Below are 15,620 nucleotides of genomic sequence, written 5' to 3'. Positions count from 1 at the left end.
TGGCCCGGGGGTGAAGGGGTGGGGGCCTGCCTGGTCGGGGTGTGGCGGGGGGCGGTTTCGAGGGGGGCGGAAATCGGGCTGGTCGGGGCGGTGGCGGGGTTTCGGCGAGGGGCGAGGGCCCGCCTGGCCCCGGGGTGATGGGGCGGGGAGCTGCCTGGGCGGGGGAGTTGCGGGGTGCGGGTTCGATGGGGGTGTGGGGCCGGCTGGTCGGCGCCGTGGAGCCGGGGTCGTTCGCGGTGCTGATCGGCCCCCGGTGGTGACACCTGTTCGCCGTATCAATGTCCCTAATTGTCGTGAACGTCCCTAGCCTGGGGTGATGGGTGACGACAACCGGCTCGCGGCCGTCGTGGCGTTGGCGCAGGGGATGGCGGCGGCGCACAGCTCGCGCGAGGCGTGGCGGGCCGCCGCCAGCGGGGCCTGCCGTGCGCTCGGCGGGAGCTTCGCCGCGCTGTCCGTCTGGGAGCGGGAGCTGGGCCGGTTGCGGGTGCTGGTGAACGTGGGGGACCGGGCACCCGACGAGGAGGAGTTCCCCGAGCGGGAGGCCTACCCCGTCCACCAGTTCCCCGAGATCACCGAGTTCCTGCACGAACGCTGGGCCGGGGGCGGTGAGCCCAACGCCTGGGTGGAGACCGCGGAGGGGCCGGCCGCGGGGCGGCGCCCGGGATACGTGCATCAGCGCGTGGCCGCCCTGCGGCGCCGGGGCCGCGGCTGCTGCGTCGTCGCACCGATCGTGCTGCACGGCAGGGCGTGGGGCGAGCTCTATGTCGCCCGCCCCACCGGCGCCCCGCTCTTCGCACGGGAGGACGCCGACTTCGCCACCGTCCTCGCCGCGGTCGTGGCCGCCGGGATCGCCCAGGCGGAACGGCTGGAGGAGGCCCGGCGGCTGGCGTACACCGACGCGCTCACCGGTCTCGCCAACCGCCGGGCCGTGGACGGACGCCTGGACGAGGCCATCGACCGGCACCGCGCGGAGGGTGTCGTCGTCAGCCTCGTCGTCTGCGATCTGAACGGGCTCAAGCGCGTCAACGACACCCGCGGGCACGCCGTGGGCGACCGGCTGCTGGAACGGTTCGGCTCGGTGCTCTCCCTGTGCGGCGCCATGCTCCCCGGCGCGCTGGCCGCCCGCCTCGGCGGTGACGAGTTCTGTCTGCTCGCGGTCGGCCCGTCCGCCGACGAGGTCGTCCGCACCGCCGACGAACTGTGCCGCCGCGCCGCCGAGTTGGAGCTGGGCGACGGAGTGGCCTGCGGCGTCGCCTCCACCGCCGACCCCATCGGCCCCGTCGTCTCGGCCCGCCGCCTCTTCCGGCTGGCCGACGCCGCCCAGTACCAGGCCAAGGCCCTGCGGGCCACCAAGCCGGTGGTGGCGGGCCGGGAGGGCCCCGACGACCCGGTCGTCCGGCTCGCCGACTCGCCGTCCACCGAGCCCCCCGCCGGGGAACGCCGTCGCTTCCGGGGCCGCCGCTGACGTGACCGATCGGTAAGGGGCGAACCCCGCCCCCACTGGTGACATCCGGGAATTCACTGCGTACGCTCCTGAATATGGATATGCACACTGTGGTGGTGGGGACGTCCGGGGTGACCGCGTCCGACGTGCTCGCCGTGGCGCGCGACGGCGCCCGCGTCGAGCTGAGCCAGGAGGCCGTGGCCGCTCTCGCCGCGGCCCGGGAGATCGTGGACGCCCTCGCGGCCAAGCCCGAGCCCGTCTACGGCGTCTCCACCGGCTTCGGCGCCCTGGCGACCCGGCACATCAGCCAGGAACTGCGCGGCCGGCTCCAGCGCAACATCGTCCGCTCGCACGCCGCCGGCATGGGCCCGCGCGTGGAGCGCGAGGTCGTGCGGGCCCTGATGTTCCTGCGGCTGAAGACCGTCTGCTCGGGGCACACCGGCGTGCGGCCCGAGGTCGCGCAGTCCATGGCCGACCTGCTCAACGCCGGCATCACGCCGGTCGTCCACGAGTACGGCTCCCTCGGCTGCTCCGGCGACCTCGCCCCGCTCTCCCACTGCGCCCTCGCGCTCATGGGCGAGGGCGACGCCGAGGGCCCGGACGGCACCGTACGCCCCGCCGCCGAACTGCTCGCGGAGCACGGCATCGCCCCCGTCGTCCTGCGCGAGAAGGAGGGCCTCGCCCTGCTCAACGGCACCGACGGCATGCTCGGCATGCTGGTCATGGCGCTGGCCGACCTGGAGAGGCTGTACAAGTCCGCCGACGTCACCGCGGCCCTCTCCCTCGAAGCACTGCTCGGGACCGACAAGGTGCTCGCGCCCGAGCTGCACGCCATCCGCCCCCACCCGGGGCAGGGCGCCTCCGCCGCCAACATGCTCGCCGTACTGAAGGACTCCCAGCTCACCGGGCACCACCAGGACGACGCCCCGCGGGTGCAGGACGCCTACTCGGTGCGGTGCGCTCCGCAGGTCGCCGGTGCCGGGCGGGACACCCTGGCCCATGCCCGGCTGGTCGCCGAGCGGGAGCTGGCCTCCGCCGTGGACAACCCCGTCGTCCTGCCGGACGGCAGGGTGGAGTCCAACGGCAACTTCCACGGGGCGCCGGTCGCCTACGTGCTCGACTTCCTCGCCATCGCCGCCGCCGACCTCGCCTCCATCGCCGAGCGGCGCACCGACCGGCTCCTGGACAAGAACCGCAGCCACGGCCTGCCGCCGTTCCTCGCGGACGACGCGGGCGTCGACTCGGGGCTGATGATCGCCCAGTACACGCAGGCGGCTCTGGTGAGCGAGATGAAGCGGCTCGCGGTGCCCGCGTCCGCCGACTCGATCCCCTCCTCCGCCATGCAGGAGGACCACGTCTCCATGGGCTGGTCGGCCGCGCGGAAGCTGCGTACCGCCGTCGACAACCTCACGCGGGTCGTCGCGATCGAGCTGTACGCGGCCACCCGGGGCGTCGAACTGCGGGAGGGGCTCACCCCCGCGCCCGCCACCCGGGCCGTCATCGAGGCCGTACGGAAGGCCGGGGTCCAGGGGCCCGGGCCGGACCGTTTCCTGGCGCCGGATCTCGCGGCGGCGGACGCCTTCGTACGCGACGGGCGGCTGGTCGCGGCCGTGGAGAGCGTCACCGGGCCGCTGCGGTAGCGGACAGCACGGAGCCCCCGCCGTACGCGCGTACGGCGGGGGCTCCCGATGACTACTTCAGCTTGCCCAGCTGGGCCGTGACGATCTCCGCCGGGATCTCCGCAGCCTTGCCCGTGCCGAGCGACGCGAGGTTCACCGTGTAGAACGTGGCGATGGTGCTGCCCTTGCGGACCACCTCGGTGGTGAAGGTGGCGGTGCCCTCGCCGTCCATGTCGACGTCCTGCGTGAACGCCACGGACTCGTCGCCCTGACCGGCGGCCTTCGCCGAGCCGACCTTGGTGACCTTGGTGCTCTCCGCGGCCGCCTTCATGCCGTAGCCGCCGGAGCAGGCCGCGACACCGTCGTTGACGGCCTTCATGGTCTTCTCGGCGCCGTCGCCGTCGTAGGACGACAGGCCCACGAACGTCATGTTGAAGTCGAAGGCGTCCTCGACGCTCTCCGGCGCCGCCGTCGGCGAGGCCGCCTTGTCCTCGGCGACCGTGTTGGACGCGTTCGCGTCCGTCTCACCCGGGGCCAGGGCAGCCGTGGCCCACGCCAGCGGGTCGCACTCGGCCTTGTCCGCCTTCACCTCGGTCTTGGCCTTGGGGAGCGTCTCGTCCCCCGCGTCGACCTTGTACCCCTTGACGTCCCCCTGCGCGAGCAGCAGCTTCTCCAGCTCCGCGGCGCTCAGCGCCTTCGCGGCCTGGGTCGGGGAGGCGGACGCCTCCGTACCCGCACCCTTGTCGGAGTCCTTGGAGTCCTCGCTCGAACAACCCGTGATGAGGGCGAGCGCCACCGCACTCATGGCGGCCGTGGCGCCTATCCGCGCCCTCGAAGATCTCTTCATGAGGCGGACTATGAACGTTTCGTTGAAGAAACGTCAAGTCAGTTCAGAAACCGTGACGTTCCCGTCGAACCGAATAGACCACGAAGCCGGCGCCCACCGCGAGCGAGAAGGTCCCGCCCACGACGTAGGGCGTGCTGTCGAAGCTTCCGGTGTCGGCGAGTTCGACCCCGGAGTCCGCGGAGTCCGCCACGGCGGCGGCCCGGGCCTGCTGGGTGACCTGCGTCGACGGGGCCGGCGAGGGCACGTCTCTCGCCGGCTCGTCCCCGGTCGCGTTCGCGGAGGGGACGAACCACAGGGCGCCCAGCAGGGTCCCCGCGGCGGTGGCGGTCAGCAACGGACGGCGAGCGGATGACACGGAATATCGATCCCCTTGTGGCGCTGGCGAATTGGCCGTGTGGAGCGATGCTAATGAAAGCCCCCGGTCGCGGGAAAGTCGTGGGAGCCTCAAGACATCCTCGGGCCGTACGCTCCGGGGCATGAGTACTGAAGAGACATCACGGTTTGTACGGCTTCGGGTGGAACTCGTCCTGGAAGTGGACGACGCGGACGCCGTGACGAAGGCGGCCCTGGGGCGGATCGGCGACGACAGTGCGATGCCCGCCGACGAGCGGACGCACGCCGAGAGCGCTGTGACGGAAGACACCGCGGAGGCCCTGGCCTACCTCGTGGACCCGTTCGACCTGGTCAGCGAGATCCCGGGGGTCGACCTGGCGCAGGCCTCCTGGTCCAGCGAGCAGATCGACTACGACCCCGATTCGCCGGACTGGGACCTCGACGAGGATGATGTCGACGGGGACGACGACGAAGAGACGGTTGACTGAGTCCGCTTGGGGAAACCGTGACCCCGGTCGGCAACCGCCGCCCGGGGTTTCGTCGTCTCAAGGGACGCACTGACCGACACCCTCACCACCCGCCGCGGCGACGTGGTGTGCCCCACACCTCCAAGGGATGTGGAACGGGACGAACCGGTCGTAGCGTTGAAGATTCTTGACGGGGACTCTCGGGGTATGGGGATTCGGCAGCGATGGAGAAGCGTGTGATGACGGACAGTAAGCGGCGCAGGGGCCTGACGGTCGCGTCCGCACTGCTCGGCGGTGTGCTGGTGCTCTCGGCGTGCTCCGGCGGCGACGAGGCCTCCGGCAACGACGGCGGCGGCGACACCTCGCAGGCCAAGGTCGACGAGGCGGCGGCGCAGGAGACCTCCGAGGCCCAGATCAAGATCACGCCGAAGGACGGCACCGACAACGCCTCCATCAACAACTCCGCCACCGTCACCGTGAGCAAGGGCACGCTCACCGAGGTGACGATGAAGACCGCCGACGGTGCCGCCGTCGAGGGCGCGATATCCGCCGACAAGAAGAGCTGGAAGCCCAGCACCCAGCTGGAGCGGTCCACCACGTACAAGATCACCGTGACCGCCGAGGACGCCAAGGGCCTGAAGGCCCACGAGAACGCCTCCTTCAGCACGCTCTCCCCGACCAACAGCTTCCTCGGCTACTTCACGCCGGAGGACGGCTCCACCGTCGGCGTGGGCATGCCGGTCTCGATCAACTTCGACAAGTCGATCTCCAACAAGGCGGACGTCCAGCAGGGCATCACCGTCTCCTCGACCAGCGGCCAGGAAGTCGCCTGCCACTGGTTCAACGACACCCGCATGGACTGCCGCCCCGACGAGTACTGGCAGGAAGGCTCCACCGTCACGCTGAAGCTCGCGCTCGACGGTGTCGAGGGCGCCGAGGGGGTCTACGGCGTCCAGCAGAAGACGGTCACCTTCAAGATCGGCCGCAACCAGGTCTCCTACGTCGACGCGAAGACCAAGCAGATGAAGGTCACGCAGGACGGCGAGGTCGTCAAGACCATCCCGATCTCCGCCGGCTCGCCCGAGAACAAGACCTACGAGGGCCAGATGGTGATCTCCGAGAAGTTCAAGGAGACCCGGATGAACGGCGCGACGGTCGGTTTCACCGACGACGACGGCAAGGGCGAGTACGACATCAAGGACGTCCCGCACGCCATGCGCCTGTCGACCTCCGGCACCTTCATCCACGGCAACTACTGGGGCGCGGACTCGGTCTTCGGCAACGCCAACACCAGCCACGGCTGCGTCGGCCTGAACGACACCAAGGGCGCCAACGACAAGGGCACCGAGGGCTACTGGTTCTACACGAACTCGATCGTCGGTGACGTCGTGGTCGTCCAGAACACCGGCGACAAGACGATCGCCCCGGACAACGGCCTCAACGGCTGGAACATGAGCTGGGCGGACTGGAAGGCGGGCTCGGCGGTCTGATCCACCGCCTTTCCCCTTCCTCCTGATCCACGAGAAGCGGCCTCCGGGACCTTGAGTCCCGGAGGCCGCTTCCCTTTGTCCGCCTGCTACTTGCCGTAGTAGGCGTTGTAGATCGAGAGGGTCGCCTTGTTGCCCTTCTTGTCGGCGACCTTCGCGTGGAAGGAGATGGCCTTGCCCTTCTCCGGGTTCTTCACCTTGATCTTGCCGCCGGTGACGGAGACCTTCTTCCAGGTCTGGCCGTAGTCGTACGACACCCACACCGACAGCGACTTGAGGTTGCTGCCCGCGGCGGCGCCCACGACGCTGACCGGGACGGTCTTCGTCAGGCCCGCCGTGACCCGGCTGCTCAGGTCCGTCTTGGCGTTGAAGCGGACCGTGGAGGCGGGGAGCCTGACCTGGTCGGACGCCGGCTTCTTGGACTTGAACGTCCAGCTGGCGTCGATCCGCGTGGAGGCGGCGGCGACCTTGACGCTCCGCTTGACCGAGGTCGTCAGCTTGTACTCGGCCTCGGCGGACGGAACCTTGAAGACGCCCTCGCCGAACAGCGGGTCGGTGTTGGAGCCGATCTTCGTGCCGTTGCGGTACAGCTCCGTCTTCACCGAGGTGAAGTCGGAGGAGCCCGCGTGCTTGGCCCCGTCGGCGAACAGCGGCAGGAAGCCGTAGACGCTGTTGCCCTCGCGGAACAGGCCGTAGTCCGCGTTGATGTGCGGGCCGAAGACCGCGGTGTTGAAGGTCTTCTGGTAGGTCTGGCCCGCCTTGAAGGTCTGCGACGCGCCGAGCGTGTAGAAGGCGTCCGGGACCGGGAAGCCCTCGGGCGTGTGGCTGCCGTACTGCTCTACGTCGAACGTCCACCGGATGTTGTCGGACGTGGAGAGGTACATCGTGCGGGTGCCCGGCAGCTTCTGCTCGACCGGCATGCCGATCACGAAGTCATTCGGGAACTCGCCGTACGAGGTCACACCGCCGGTCTTGCCGGAGGCCGAGGCGCCCAGGCGGTTCTTCACCGTGGCGAGCTCGCTCGCCTTGAAGTGGCGGACCTTGTCGCCCTGGATCTTCTTCACCTTGGCCGTGGTGGCCACGTCGTACTCGGCGCTCGCGCCCTTGGTCCACTGGCCGCTCCAGGTCTGCTGGAGACCGGAGACCTCGCCGCCCAGGTGCTTCATGCGCACATTGGCGAAGGAGTCGAGTCCGACCCCGATGCCGATGCCGGCCGGGTCGTACATGTAGCCGATCATCGCCGAGAGCTGCTCGGCCCCCGCGTCCGGCACCGTGATGTCGGCAGCCTGGGTCTTACGGGCGTCGATCGTCACCGAGGTGTTCTTGGTGACGGTCAGCCTCGGCTGGACCAGCCAGTCCAGGCCGCCCTTCATCTCGGCGAAGTCCTCGGCGATCCAGGCGTCCAGCAGGTACTGGCCCTTGGGCAGCCGCAGCGTGGTGGTGCCGGAGGCGACCGGCGGAACACCGTAGGAGCGGTCGGTGGCCAGGCCCGTGTAGCCGAGCAGGACGGTGTTGTAGACGTCGGTCGGCTTGCCGTCCTTGCCGATGTGCTTGACGGTGACGTCGTACGACTCCACCTCGCGCTGCACCGCGGCGGCCGTACGGACCGTCTGCCCGCCGCCCGTCGCCGTCACGTACGCCGAGTAGGCGCCGTCCAGCGTGCCGCCCAGCTTGGTGTTGACCGTCATGCCGACGGTGGCCTTGCCGCCCGCCGGGACGGTCACCGTGGAGGCGGCCAGCTTGAAGAAGCCCGCCGGGGCCGGCCGGCCCTTGGGGTCGGTGGCGGTCGCCGACAGCTTCAGGGTGACGTCCTGCGTACCGAGGTTGCGGTACGTCAGCTCCTTGGTGACCGGCTTGTCGTCGGTGTGCGGCCACTGCTGCACCCCGAAGCTCAGCGACACCGGGTCGGCGATCAGGGTCTGCTTGATCGCCTTGTCGACCTGGATCCGGCCCGAACCCTGCTCGAACGGCGTGTACGTGCCGCCCTTGGCGGACGCGGTCAGCGCGCCCTTGAGCTCGGCGTACGTCCACTCCGGGTGCTGCTGCTTCAGGATCGCGGCGGCGCCCGCGACATGCGGGGTGGCCATCGACGTACCCGAGATGGTCAGGTACCCGGCCGGCTTCTCGCCGACCTCCTGCTCGATCATGCTGCCCTTGGCGGACGCGGCCGTGATGTCCACGCCCGGGGCGGTGACGTCCGGCTTGATCACGCCGTCGCCCAGCCGCGGTCCGGTGCTGGAGAACCCGGCGAGCCGGTCCTTGTCGTCGACCGCGCCGACGGTGAGCGCGGCGTCCGCGCTGCCCGGCGAACCGACCGACTCCGGGCCGGAGTTGCCCGCCGCGATGGCGAACAGGATGCCCTTCTCGGCGGACAGCTTGTTGACCGCCGCCTCCAGCGGGTCCACCTCGGGGGTGTCCATGCCGCCGAGGCTGAGGTTGACGACCTGGGCGCCCTGCTCGGCCGCCCACTCCATGCCGGCCAGGATGCCGGAGTCGTCACCGGAGCCGGTGTCGTCCAGGACCTTGCCGTTGAGGACCTGGGCGCCGGGCGCCACGCCCTTGAACTTGCCGCCGGACTTCGCTCCGGTGCCCGCCGCGATGGACGCGACGTGCGTGCCGTGGCCGACCTTGTCCTCGACGGTGGCCGCCGGGGTGAAGTTCTTCGACGCGATCACCTGGTCCTTGAGGTCCGGGTGGTTCACGTCGACACCGGTGTCCAGGACGGCGATCTTGACGCCCTTGCCGTCGTACCCCGCCGCCCATGCCTTGGGGGTGCCGATCTGGGCCACCGAGGTGTCGAGGGTGGCCTTGCGGGTGCCGTCGAGCCAGATGTGGGCGATGCCCGAGGCGGTCCGGTCGCCGTTGGTGACGGCGTCCCACAGGTCGGGCGTCTCGGTGTACGGCGTCTGGACCGCGTCCGCGTTCAGGGACTTCAGGGTCCGGCGGAGCTGGCCCGCGTCCCGGACGTCGGCCTTGGTGCCGGCCGCGGCGCCCTTATAACCGACGATCACCTTCAGGCCCTTGGCCTGCGACTTGCGGGTGGCCGACTTGTTGAGCTCGGTGACGTCGAACAGCCGCTGGTCGAGCTTGCCCGCGGTGATCAGGCGGGCCGCGTCGGCGGGTATGACGAGCGTGTGCCCGTCGGCCTTGCGGATCTGCACGGGTATGTGCTGACGTCCCTCCGCCCGCTGCAGGCCGATCACGCGGCCCTTGGCGTCGACGGTGACCCGGTCGCCCGTGATCAGGGTGATGGCGTGATGGGCGGTCAGCTGAGCGGCGCCGGTTGCGCGCGGCTCGGGCTTCGCCGATGCCGGGCTGGTCATGCCGGCGGCGAGGGCGACGGCGGCGGCCGTGGCGACGGTGGCCGCGCATGCTCTTTTCACTTGTCTGCGCAAGTTTCCCCCTTGCTGAAGTACCGGGTGAATTCCCCCTTCACCCGGCCGGGGGTGGTCTGCACAGACGTACGTGCCCCCCGGAATAGGCAGTATGCCGGGGGGTGATCAGCTACCTCAATAGACAGGGGACGGACAGAATCGGACTGTTACGCGCCCGCGTTTTCCTTGACGGAGATCTTTCCCTTGCGGATGGTCGCGACGCGGGGGGCCTTCTTCGCGAGGGCCGAATCGTGCGTGACCATGATGAAGGTGAGCCCGAGCTCCTTCCACATGCGTTCGAGTACGTCCATGATCTCGTCGCGCATCGACTCGTCCAGGTTGCCCGTGGGTTCGTCGGCGAGCAGCACCTTGGGCTGTTTGACCAGGGCGCGGGCGATCGCGACGCGCTGCTGCTGTCCTCCGGACATCTCGGAGGGGAGGTGGGTGAGCCGTTCGCCGAGGCCGACGGATTCCAGGGCCTGGGCCGCGTGTTCCCTGCGGTCCTTCGGCTTCGTGCCGAGGGGTACGAGGGCGGTTTCCACGTTCTCCTGGGCGGTGAGGGTGGGGATCAGATTGAAACTCTGGAAGACGAATCCGATGTTCTCGCTGCGGACGCCGGTCAGTTTGGCCTCGGAGAGTTTGGCGAGATCCGTGCCGTCCAGGACGACCTCGCCCGACGTCGGGCGGTCGAGGCCGCCGAGCATCTGGAGCAGGGTGGACTTGCCGCCGCCGGTGGGGCCCTGGATGACGAGACGGTCCCCGTCGGGGATGACGAGGTCGACTCCGTCGAGGGCGCGCACGGTTTCTTTCCCTCGGGTGTAGAGCTTGGTGACGTTTCTGAGGTCGTACATGGGTGGCTCCTGGGTGGGGTCGTCGTTGGGGTGGCGGGGGTTCGGGGTCGGCTGCGGGTGGGTGGGGGCTGGTCGCGCAGTTCCCCGCGCCCCTGGGTGGGCTTGGTGCGGGGTGCTTGGTCAGTTCTGGGGTGGTCGCGGGGGATGCTCTGCTTCAGCCTTGGCCGACTGCGCGCCTCGGCTGCGGCCGACTGCGCCTAGGGTTGGCCGGTTGCGCCGCCCAGGCTTTGGCCATCCGCGCCGCTCCAGCTACGGCTGACTGCGCCGCTCCAGTCTTGGCTGGCCGTACGGCTTCAAGTACGGCTGGCCTGCGCCGTCCCAGTCACGCTTGTCTGCGCCGTTGCAGCCTTGGCCGGCCGCGCCGTCCCAGCCAGGCTTGTCTGCGCCGGTCCGGCCGGGGGCGGCCGCGTCGCTCCAGCCGCAGCCGACTGCGCCGCCCCGGCCTTGGCCGGCCGCGCCGTCCCAGCTACGGCTGTCTGCGCCGCTCCGGCCTTTGCCGGCCGTGTCGGTCCAGCCACAGCCGACTGCGCCGGTCCGGCCGGGGGCGGCCGCGTCGCTTCAGCCGCGGGCAGTCGTGCCGCAGGGCGGCACGGGTGGGCGCGGGCGGTGACCCGGCAGTGCCGGGCTGCGCGACCCACCTGCACCCGGCCCGGCGCCGGTTGCCGGAAGCGGCGGTTGTTACTCGACTCTTCTCAGTGCGTCCGCCGGGCGGAGGCGGGAGGCTCGCCAGCCGCCGAAGGCGCCTGCTGTCAGGCCGCCTGTCACCGCCAGGCCCACCGCCAGGGCGATCGTCGTCGCGCTCACCGGGGCCGTGAGGGCTACTTCCAGGGCCGTGGAGGTCTGCTGGGCCGCGGGGCCGCCCATACCGCCGCCCCCGGGGCCGCCGCCCGTGGCGCCCAGCTGCGCTTCCAGCGTCGGGCTGATCGCCGTCACCGCGTAGGCGCCCGCCAGGCCCACCGCGATGCCCAGGACGCCGCCCACCAGACCGTTGACGACCGCCTCACCGACGACCTGCCGGGTCACCCGGCCGGACTTCCAGCCCAGCGCCTTCAGCGTGCCGAACTCCCGCACCCGGCGCGACACCGCCGACGACGTCAGCAGGCCCGCCACCAGGAACGCCGCCACCAGGACCGCGACCGACAGCCACTTGCCGACGCTCGACGCCAGGTCGGACGCCGTGGACAGCGACCCCGACACCGTGTCCGCCAGGTCCGCCGAAGTCGTCACCGTCGTACCGGAGATGTTCTGCTGGATCTCCGACTTCACCGCGTCGATCCGCTGCGAGTCGGTCGCCTTGACGTAGATCGTGGTGACCTTGTTCTTCGAGTCGCTCAGCGTCTGCGCCTGCTGCAGCGGGATGTAGAGATCGGCCGCCGCGTCCCCGCTCTCGGGCGTGGCGATGCCGATCACCTTGAACTTGCTGCCCTTGACGGTCACCGTGGAGCCGACCTTCAGCTCCTTCTCCTTGGCGTACGACGCGTCGGCGACGACCACCTCGGCGTTCGTCTCGGACGCCTTGAACGTACGACCACTCGTGATCGTCGAGGAGGTCAGCGGACCCAGCGCCGGCTCGGTGACATCCGTGCCGTAGACCGAGTAGTTGTTGACGTCGAACTCGGCGCCACCGCCCTGCACCCGGCCCTCGGGCGCCTGCGTCCCGCCGCCGGGACCGCCCTGCGCCTGGCCGCCCCCGTCCTGCTGGAACTCGCCGCGCCGGAACTGCCCGCTGACCTTGATGACCTGAAGGCTCAGCCCGCCCACCGCGTCCGCGACCCCGTCCTGCGCGCCGACCTTGTCCACGGTCGAACTCGCCAGCGTCTGGAAGCCCTGGACCATGACCCGGTCGCTGCTCTGCTCCTCCTCGGAGTCGCTGTCCCGCGCGTCGAACTCGAAGCGCGGCCGCTGCGCCTGACCGCCTTCCGCGGCGGCCGCCTTGGTGACGGTCATGTCGGTGCCGAGCCCGTACAGCGACTCCAGGACCCTGTCCTGGGCCTTGCCCATGCCCGAGGACACGGAGTTGACCACGATGACCAGGGCGATGCCCAGCGCGAGGCCGGAGGCGACGACGAGGGCCGCCTTTCTGCGGCGGCGCAGTTCGCGCCTCAGGTAGGTGAAGAACATGCGCCGCAAGCTAGGCAGGGCGCGTGATGAAGGGATAAGGCCGCGATAAGAGAAGGATGAGAAGGCTGTCCGCGAAGCAGGAACCATGTCGTATCCGACTGTGCTTGTGTGGGCGCATGACGGCTCACACGGTGGAATACGTCCGGTACCGCATCCCTGAGCAGCAGTCGGCGGAGTTCATGGCCGCCTACACCCGCGCCGCGGCCAGCCTCGCGGCGGCCCCGCAGTGCGTCGACTACGAACTGGCGCGCTGCGACGAGGACTTCGAGCACTACATCCTGCGGATCACCTGGACCTCGACCGAGGACCACATCGAGGGCTTCCGCACCTCGGAGCTGTTCCCTCCCTTCCTGGCCGAGATCCGCTCCTTCATCAGCCACATCGAGGAGATGCGGCACTACATGCCGACCAGCGTGCGCGGCACGGGCTCGGCGGTGCCCACGCTGTACGCGTGGGCCGGCGGGGCCGAGGCGCTCAGCCGGCTGACCACGGCCTTCTACGACAAGGTCGCCAAGGACGATCTGCTGGCCCCGCTGTTCGAGGGCCTGGACCCGGAGCACGCCGAGCGCGTGGCGCAATGGCTCGGCGAGGTCTTCGGCGGCCCGACCGGCTACTCCGACACCCAGGGCGGCCACGGCCACATGGTCGCCAAGCACATGGGCCTGGCCATCACCGAGCCCCAGCGCCGCCGCTGGGTCAACCTCATCCAGGACGCGGCGGACGAGGCGGGCCTGCCCACGGACGCGGAGTTCCGCTCGGCGTTCGTGGCCTACGTGGAGTGGGGCACCCGGCTGGCGGTCCACTTCTCCGGCTCGGACGCGCGCACCCCGGCGGAGCAGCCGGTGCCGAAGTGGAACTGGGGGGCGGCACCGCCGTACCAGGGCTGAGGGGTCAGGGGGCGGACCGTGCCGTGGAGCCGGACTTCGTGGCGTCCGCACCCCAGCTCGCCAGCAGCCGCAGCGCCTCCGCGGACGGGGAGCCCGGCTCGGGATGGTAGGTGATCAGGGACTGTTCCGAGCCGTCCGTCAGGGTGAACGTCTCGAAGTTCAGGGTCAGTTCGCCGACCAGCGGGTGCCGCAGGCGCTTGATGCCGTAGCTCTTCTCCCGCACGTCGTGGGTGGCCCACAGCAGCCTGAACTCCTCGCTCTTCACGGAGAGTTCGCCCACCAGCGAGGAGAGCCGGGGGTCGTCGGGGTGGCAGCCCGCGTCCATGCGCAGGTAGCTGACGATGTCGGACGCCTTCTGGTCCCACTCCACGAACAGCTCCCGGTACTCCGGCTTCAGGAACACCAGCCGCGCCCAGTTCCGTTCCTGCGCGGGCAGTTCGGCCCAGTCACCGAAGACGGCCGCGGCCATCGGGTTCCACGCGAGGATGTCCGTGCGCCGTCCCGTGACGTACGCCGGGACGTTCTCCAGCGACACCAGCAGCTGCCCCAGCGACGCCCGGGCCTGCTCGCTCCGCCCCGCCGGCTTCTTCTTGTGCTGCTTGGGCTTGGCCAGATGCGTCAGATGGGCGTGCTCGGCGTCGGTGAGCCGCAGCGCCCGGGCGATGGAGTCCAGCACCTCCGCCGACACATTGCGTCCGTTGCCCTGTTCGAGCCGGGTGTAGTACGCCACCGACACCCCGGCCAGCTGCGCCAGCTCCTCGCGCCTGAGCCCCGGCACCCTGCGGTGCCGCCCGAAGTCCGGCAGCCCCACGTCCTCCGGCTTCAGCCGGGCACGCCGGGTGCGCAGGAACTCGCTGAGCTCGGCGCGCCGGTCCAGGCCGCCGGGCTCCTGCGGGGATGCGGGCTGTTCGTCCATGAGCCCAGTATTCACGGTCGTACGCCTACCAGCCTGACCCCGTCAGTAGTAGGAACAGCAGACGTACGCAAAGCGGTGACCTGGGTGGATGCCGCCGGGTGGGGCAGGCTGGACAGCGTGCCCGGACAGAAGGCAGCCGGGCGTGCAACCCCTAGGAGATCCACTCCCATGACCACTGTCGCTGCGTACGCCGCCCCCTCTGCCAAGGCCCCGCTCGAGCGCACCACCATCGAGCGGCGTGCCGTCGGCGAGTTCGATGTGCTGATCGACATCAAGTTCGCCGGTATCTGCCACTCGGACATCCACCAGGCCCGCGAGGGCTGGGGCGAGGCCATCTTCCCGATGGTGCCCGGCCATGAGATCGCGGGCGTGGTCACCGAGGTCGGATCCGGTGTCACCAAGTTCGCCGTCGGCGACCGCGTGGGCGTCGGCTGCATGGTCGACTCCTGCCGTGAGTGCGACAACTGCAAGGCCGGCCATGAGCAGTACTGCACCGGCGGCGGCATGATCGGCACGTACAACGCCCTCGACAAGAACGGGGAGCCCACCTACGGCGGCTACTCCCGGCAGATCGTCGTGGACGAGAACTACACCGTCCGCATCCCGGACGGTCTGTCCCTCGACGTGGCCGCGCCGCTGCTGTGCGCGGGCATCACCACGTACTCCCCGCTCAAGCACTGGAACGCCGGCCCCGGCAAGAAGGTCGCGGTCCTCGGCATGGGCGGCCTCGGTCACATGGCCGTCAAGATCGCGCACGCGCTCGGTGCCGAGGTGACGGTCCTGTCGCAGTCCCTGCGCAAGAAGGAGGACGGGCTGCGGCTGGGCGCGGACCACTACTACGCCACCAGCGACCCGAAGACCTTCGAGGAGCTCCGGGGCAGCTTCGACATCATCCTGTCCACGGTCTCGGCCCCGCTGAACCTGGACCAGTTCCTCTCGCTGCTCAGGACGGACGGCGCCTTCGTGAACGTCGGCGCCCCCGAGGAGCCCGTCGCGCTCAACCTGTTCTCGGTGATCATGGGCCGCAGGTCCCTCGCCGGGTCCAGCATCGGCGGCATCCGGGAGACCCAGGAGATGCTGGACTTCTGCGCCGAGCACGGCCTGGGCGCGGAGATCGAGCTGATCGCCGCGAGCGAGATCAACGAGGCGTACGAGCGGGTGCTGGCGAGCGACGTCCGGTACCGCTTCGTGATCGACACGGCGACGATCTGACGGCCCCGGCCGCGGGCCTCACCGCCGGCCGCGCCACAGACTCCGGGGCCGCGAGCGGCGGT

General features: G+C 70.3%; 12 protein-coding genes. 6 read left to right on the top strand and 6 right to left on the bottom strand.

Annotation, left to right across the window (positions count from 1 at the left end):
* Window positions 1-316 precede the first annotated feature (316 nt).
* Both ACWD1Z_RS02185 and hutH read left to right on the top strand, forming a co-directional pair.
* Window positions 317-1,465: a diguanylate cyclase domain-containing protein gene (locus tag ACWD1Z_RS02185; RefSeq protein WP_451114785.1), complete on the top strand. Its 1,149-nt coding sequence runs from the start codon at window positions 317-319 to the stop codon at window positions 1,463-1,465.
* Between the two features lie 80 nt (window positions 1,466-1,545).
* Window positions 1,546-3,084: a histidine ammonia-lyase gene (gene hutH, locus ACWD1Z_RS02180; RefSeq protein ID WP_451115436.1), complete on the top strand. Its 1,539-nt coding sequence runs from the start codon at window positions 1,546-1,548 to the stop codon at window positions 3,082-3,084.
* Window positions 3,085-3,136: 52 nt separating this feature from the next.
* Here hutH and ACWD1Z_RS02175 read toward each other — a convergent pair whose 3' ends face one another.
* Both ACWD1Z_RS02175 and ACWD1Z_RS02170 read right to left on the bottom strand, forming a co-directional pair.
* Window positions 3,137-3,910: a hypothetical protein gene (locus ACWD1Z_RS02175; protein ID WP_451114784.1), complete on the bottom strand. Its 774-nt coding sequence runs from the start codon at window positions 3,908-3,910 to the stop codon at window positions 3,137-3,139.
* A 43-nt stretch (window positions 3,911-3,953) separates the two neighbouring features.
* Window positions 3,954-4,265, bottom strand: coding sequence for a hypothetical protein (locus ACWD1Z_RS02170; RefSeq protein ID WP_451114782.1), 312 nt, complete (start codon window positions 4,263-4,265; stop codon window positions 3,954-3,956).
* Between the two features lie 121 nt (window positions 4,266-4,386).
* On the opposite strand from ACWD1Z_RS02170, the gene ACWD1Z_RS02165 reads away from it, so the two are divergent.
* Window positions 4,387-4,731 (top strand): hypothetical protein, encoded by a 345-nt coding sequence (locus ACWD1Z_RS02165; protein WP_451114780.1) that lies wholly within the window; start codon window positions 4,387-4,389, stop codon window positions 4,729-4,731.
* 203 nt (window positions 4,732-4,934) lie between these two features.
* Window positions 4,935-6,200, top strand: coding sequence for a L,D-transpeptidase (locus ACWD1Z_RS02160; RefSeq protein WP_451114778.1), 1,266 nt, complete (start codon window positions 4,935-4,937; stop codon window positions 6,198-6,200).
* Window positions 6,201-6,286: 86 nt separating this feature from the next.
* Here ACWD1Z_RS02160 and ACWD1Z_RS02155 read toward each other — a convergent pair whose 3' ends face one another.
* From ACWD1Z_RS02155 to ACWD1Z_RS02145, 3 genes are all read right to left on the bottom strand, one after another.
* A complete protein-coding gene (locus tag ACWD1Z_RS02155; RefSeq protein WP_451115434.1) occupies window positions 6,287-9,520 on the bottom strand; it encodes a S8 family peptidase in 3,234 nt (1,077 codons plus the stop codon).
* Window positions 9,521-9,738: 218 nt separating this feature from the next.
* Window positions 9,739-10,422 (bottom strand): ABC transporter ATP-binding protein, encoded by a 684-nt coding sequence (locus tag ACWD1Z_RS02150; RefSeq protein ID WP_451114776.1) that lies wholly within the window; start codon window positions 10,420-10,422, stop codon window positions 9,739-9,741.
* 678 nt (window positions 10,423-11,100) lie between these two features.
* The gene (locus ACWD1Z_RS02145) at window positions 11,101-12,543 is read right to left on the bottom strand and encodes an ABC transporter permease (protein ID WP_451114775.1); all 1,443 of its coding nucleotides are present in this window, start codon (window positions 12,541-12,543) and stop codon (window positions 11,101-11,103) included.
* A 116-nt stretch (window positions 12,544-12,659) separates the two neighbouring features.
* Between ACWD1Z_RS02145 and ACWD1Z_RS02140 the strand changes: the two genes are divergently transcribed.
* Complete coding sequence (locus ACWD1Z_RS02140) at window positions 12,660-13,430, top strand: globin domain-containing protein (protein WP_451114774.1); 771 nt, start codon at window positions 12,660-12,662, stop codon at window positions 13,428-13,430.
* Window positions 13,431-13,434: 4 nt separating this feature from the next.
* Here ACWD1Z_RS02140 and ACWD1Z_RS02135 read toward each other — a convergent pair whose 3' ends face one another.
* Window positions 13,435-14,346: a helix-turn-helix transcriptional regulator gene (locus ACWD1Z_RS02135; protein ID WP_451114772.1), complete on the bottom strand. Its 912-nt coding sequence runs from the start codon at window positions 14,344-14,346 to the stop codon at window positions 13,435-13,437.
* Between the two features lie 168 nt (window positions 14,347-14,514).
* On the opposite strand from ACWD1Z_RS02135, the gene ACWD1Z_RS02130 reads away from it, so the two are divergent.
* Window positions 14,515-15,558, top strand: coding sequence for an NAD(P)-dependent alcohol dehydrogenase (locus ACWD1Z_RS02130; RefSeq protein ID WP_451114770.1), 1,044 nt, complete (start codon window positions 14,515-14,517; stop codon window positions 15,556-15,558).
* Window positions 15,559-15,620 lie beyond the last annotated feature (62 nt).

Source organism: Streptomyces sp. NPDC002784, from assembly GCF_053592135.1.
This window is presented reverse-complemented; position numbering and strand designations above follow the sequence as displayed.

Coding starts and splice junctions, on each gene's coding strand:
- ACWD1Z_RS02185 (WP_451114785.1), top strand. CDS start 317: ATGGGTGACGACAACCGGCTCGCGGCCGTCGTGGCGTTGGCGCAGGGG.
- hutH (WP_451115436.1), top strand. CDS start 1,546: ATGCACACTGTGGTGGTGGGGACGTCCGGGGTGACCGCGTCCGACGTG.
- ACWD1Z_RS02175 (WP_451114784.1), bottom strand. CDS start 3,910: ATGAAGAGATCTTCGAGGGCGCGGATAGGCGCCACGGCCGCCATGAGT.
- ACWD1Z_RS02165 (WP_451114780.1), top strand. CDS start 4,387: ATGAGTACTGAAGAGACATCACGGTTTGTACGGCTTCGGGTGGAACTC.
- ACWD1Z_RS02160 (WP_451114778.1), top strand. CDS start 4,935: ATGGAGAAGCGTGTGATGACGGACAGTAAGCGGCGCAGGGGCCTGACG.
- ACWD1Z_RS02155 (WP_451115434.1), bottom strand. CDS start 9,520: ATGACCAGCCCGGCATCGGCGAAGCCCGAGCCGCGCGCAACCGGCGCC.
- ACWD1Z_RS02150 (WP_451114776.1), bottom strand. CDS start 10,422: ATGTACGACCTCAGAAACGTCACCAAGCTCTACACCCGAGGGAAAGAA.
- ACWD1Z_RS02145 (WP_451114775.1), bottom strand. CDS start 12,543: ATGTTCTTCACCTACCTGAGGCGCGAACTGCGCCGCCGCAGAAAGGCG.
- ACWD1Z_RS02140 (WP_451114774.1), top strand. CDS start 12,660: ATGACGGCTCACACGGTGGAATACGTCCGGTACCGCATCCCTGAGCAG.
- ACWD1Z_RS02135 (WP_451114772.1), bottom strand. CDS start 14,346: ATGGACGAACAGCCCGCATCCCCGCAGGAGCCCGGCGGCCTGGACCGG.
- ACWD1Z_RS02130 (WP_451114770.1), top strand. CDS start 14,515: ATGACCACTGTCGCTGCGTACGCCGCCCCCTCTGCCAAGGCCCCGCTC.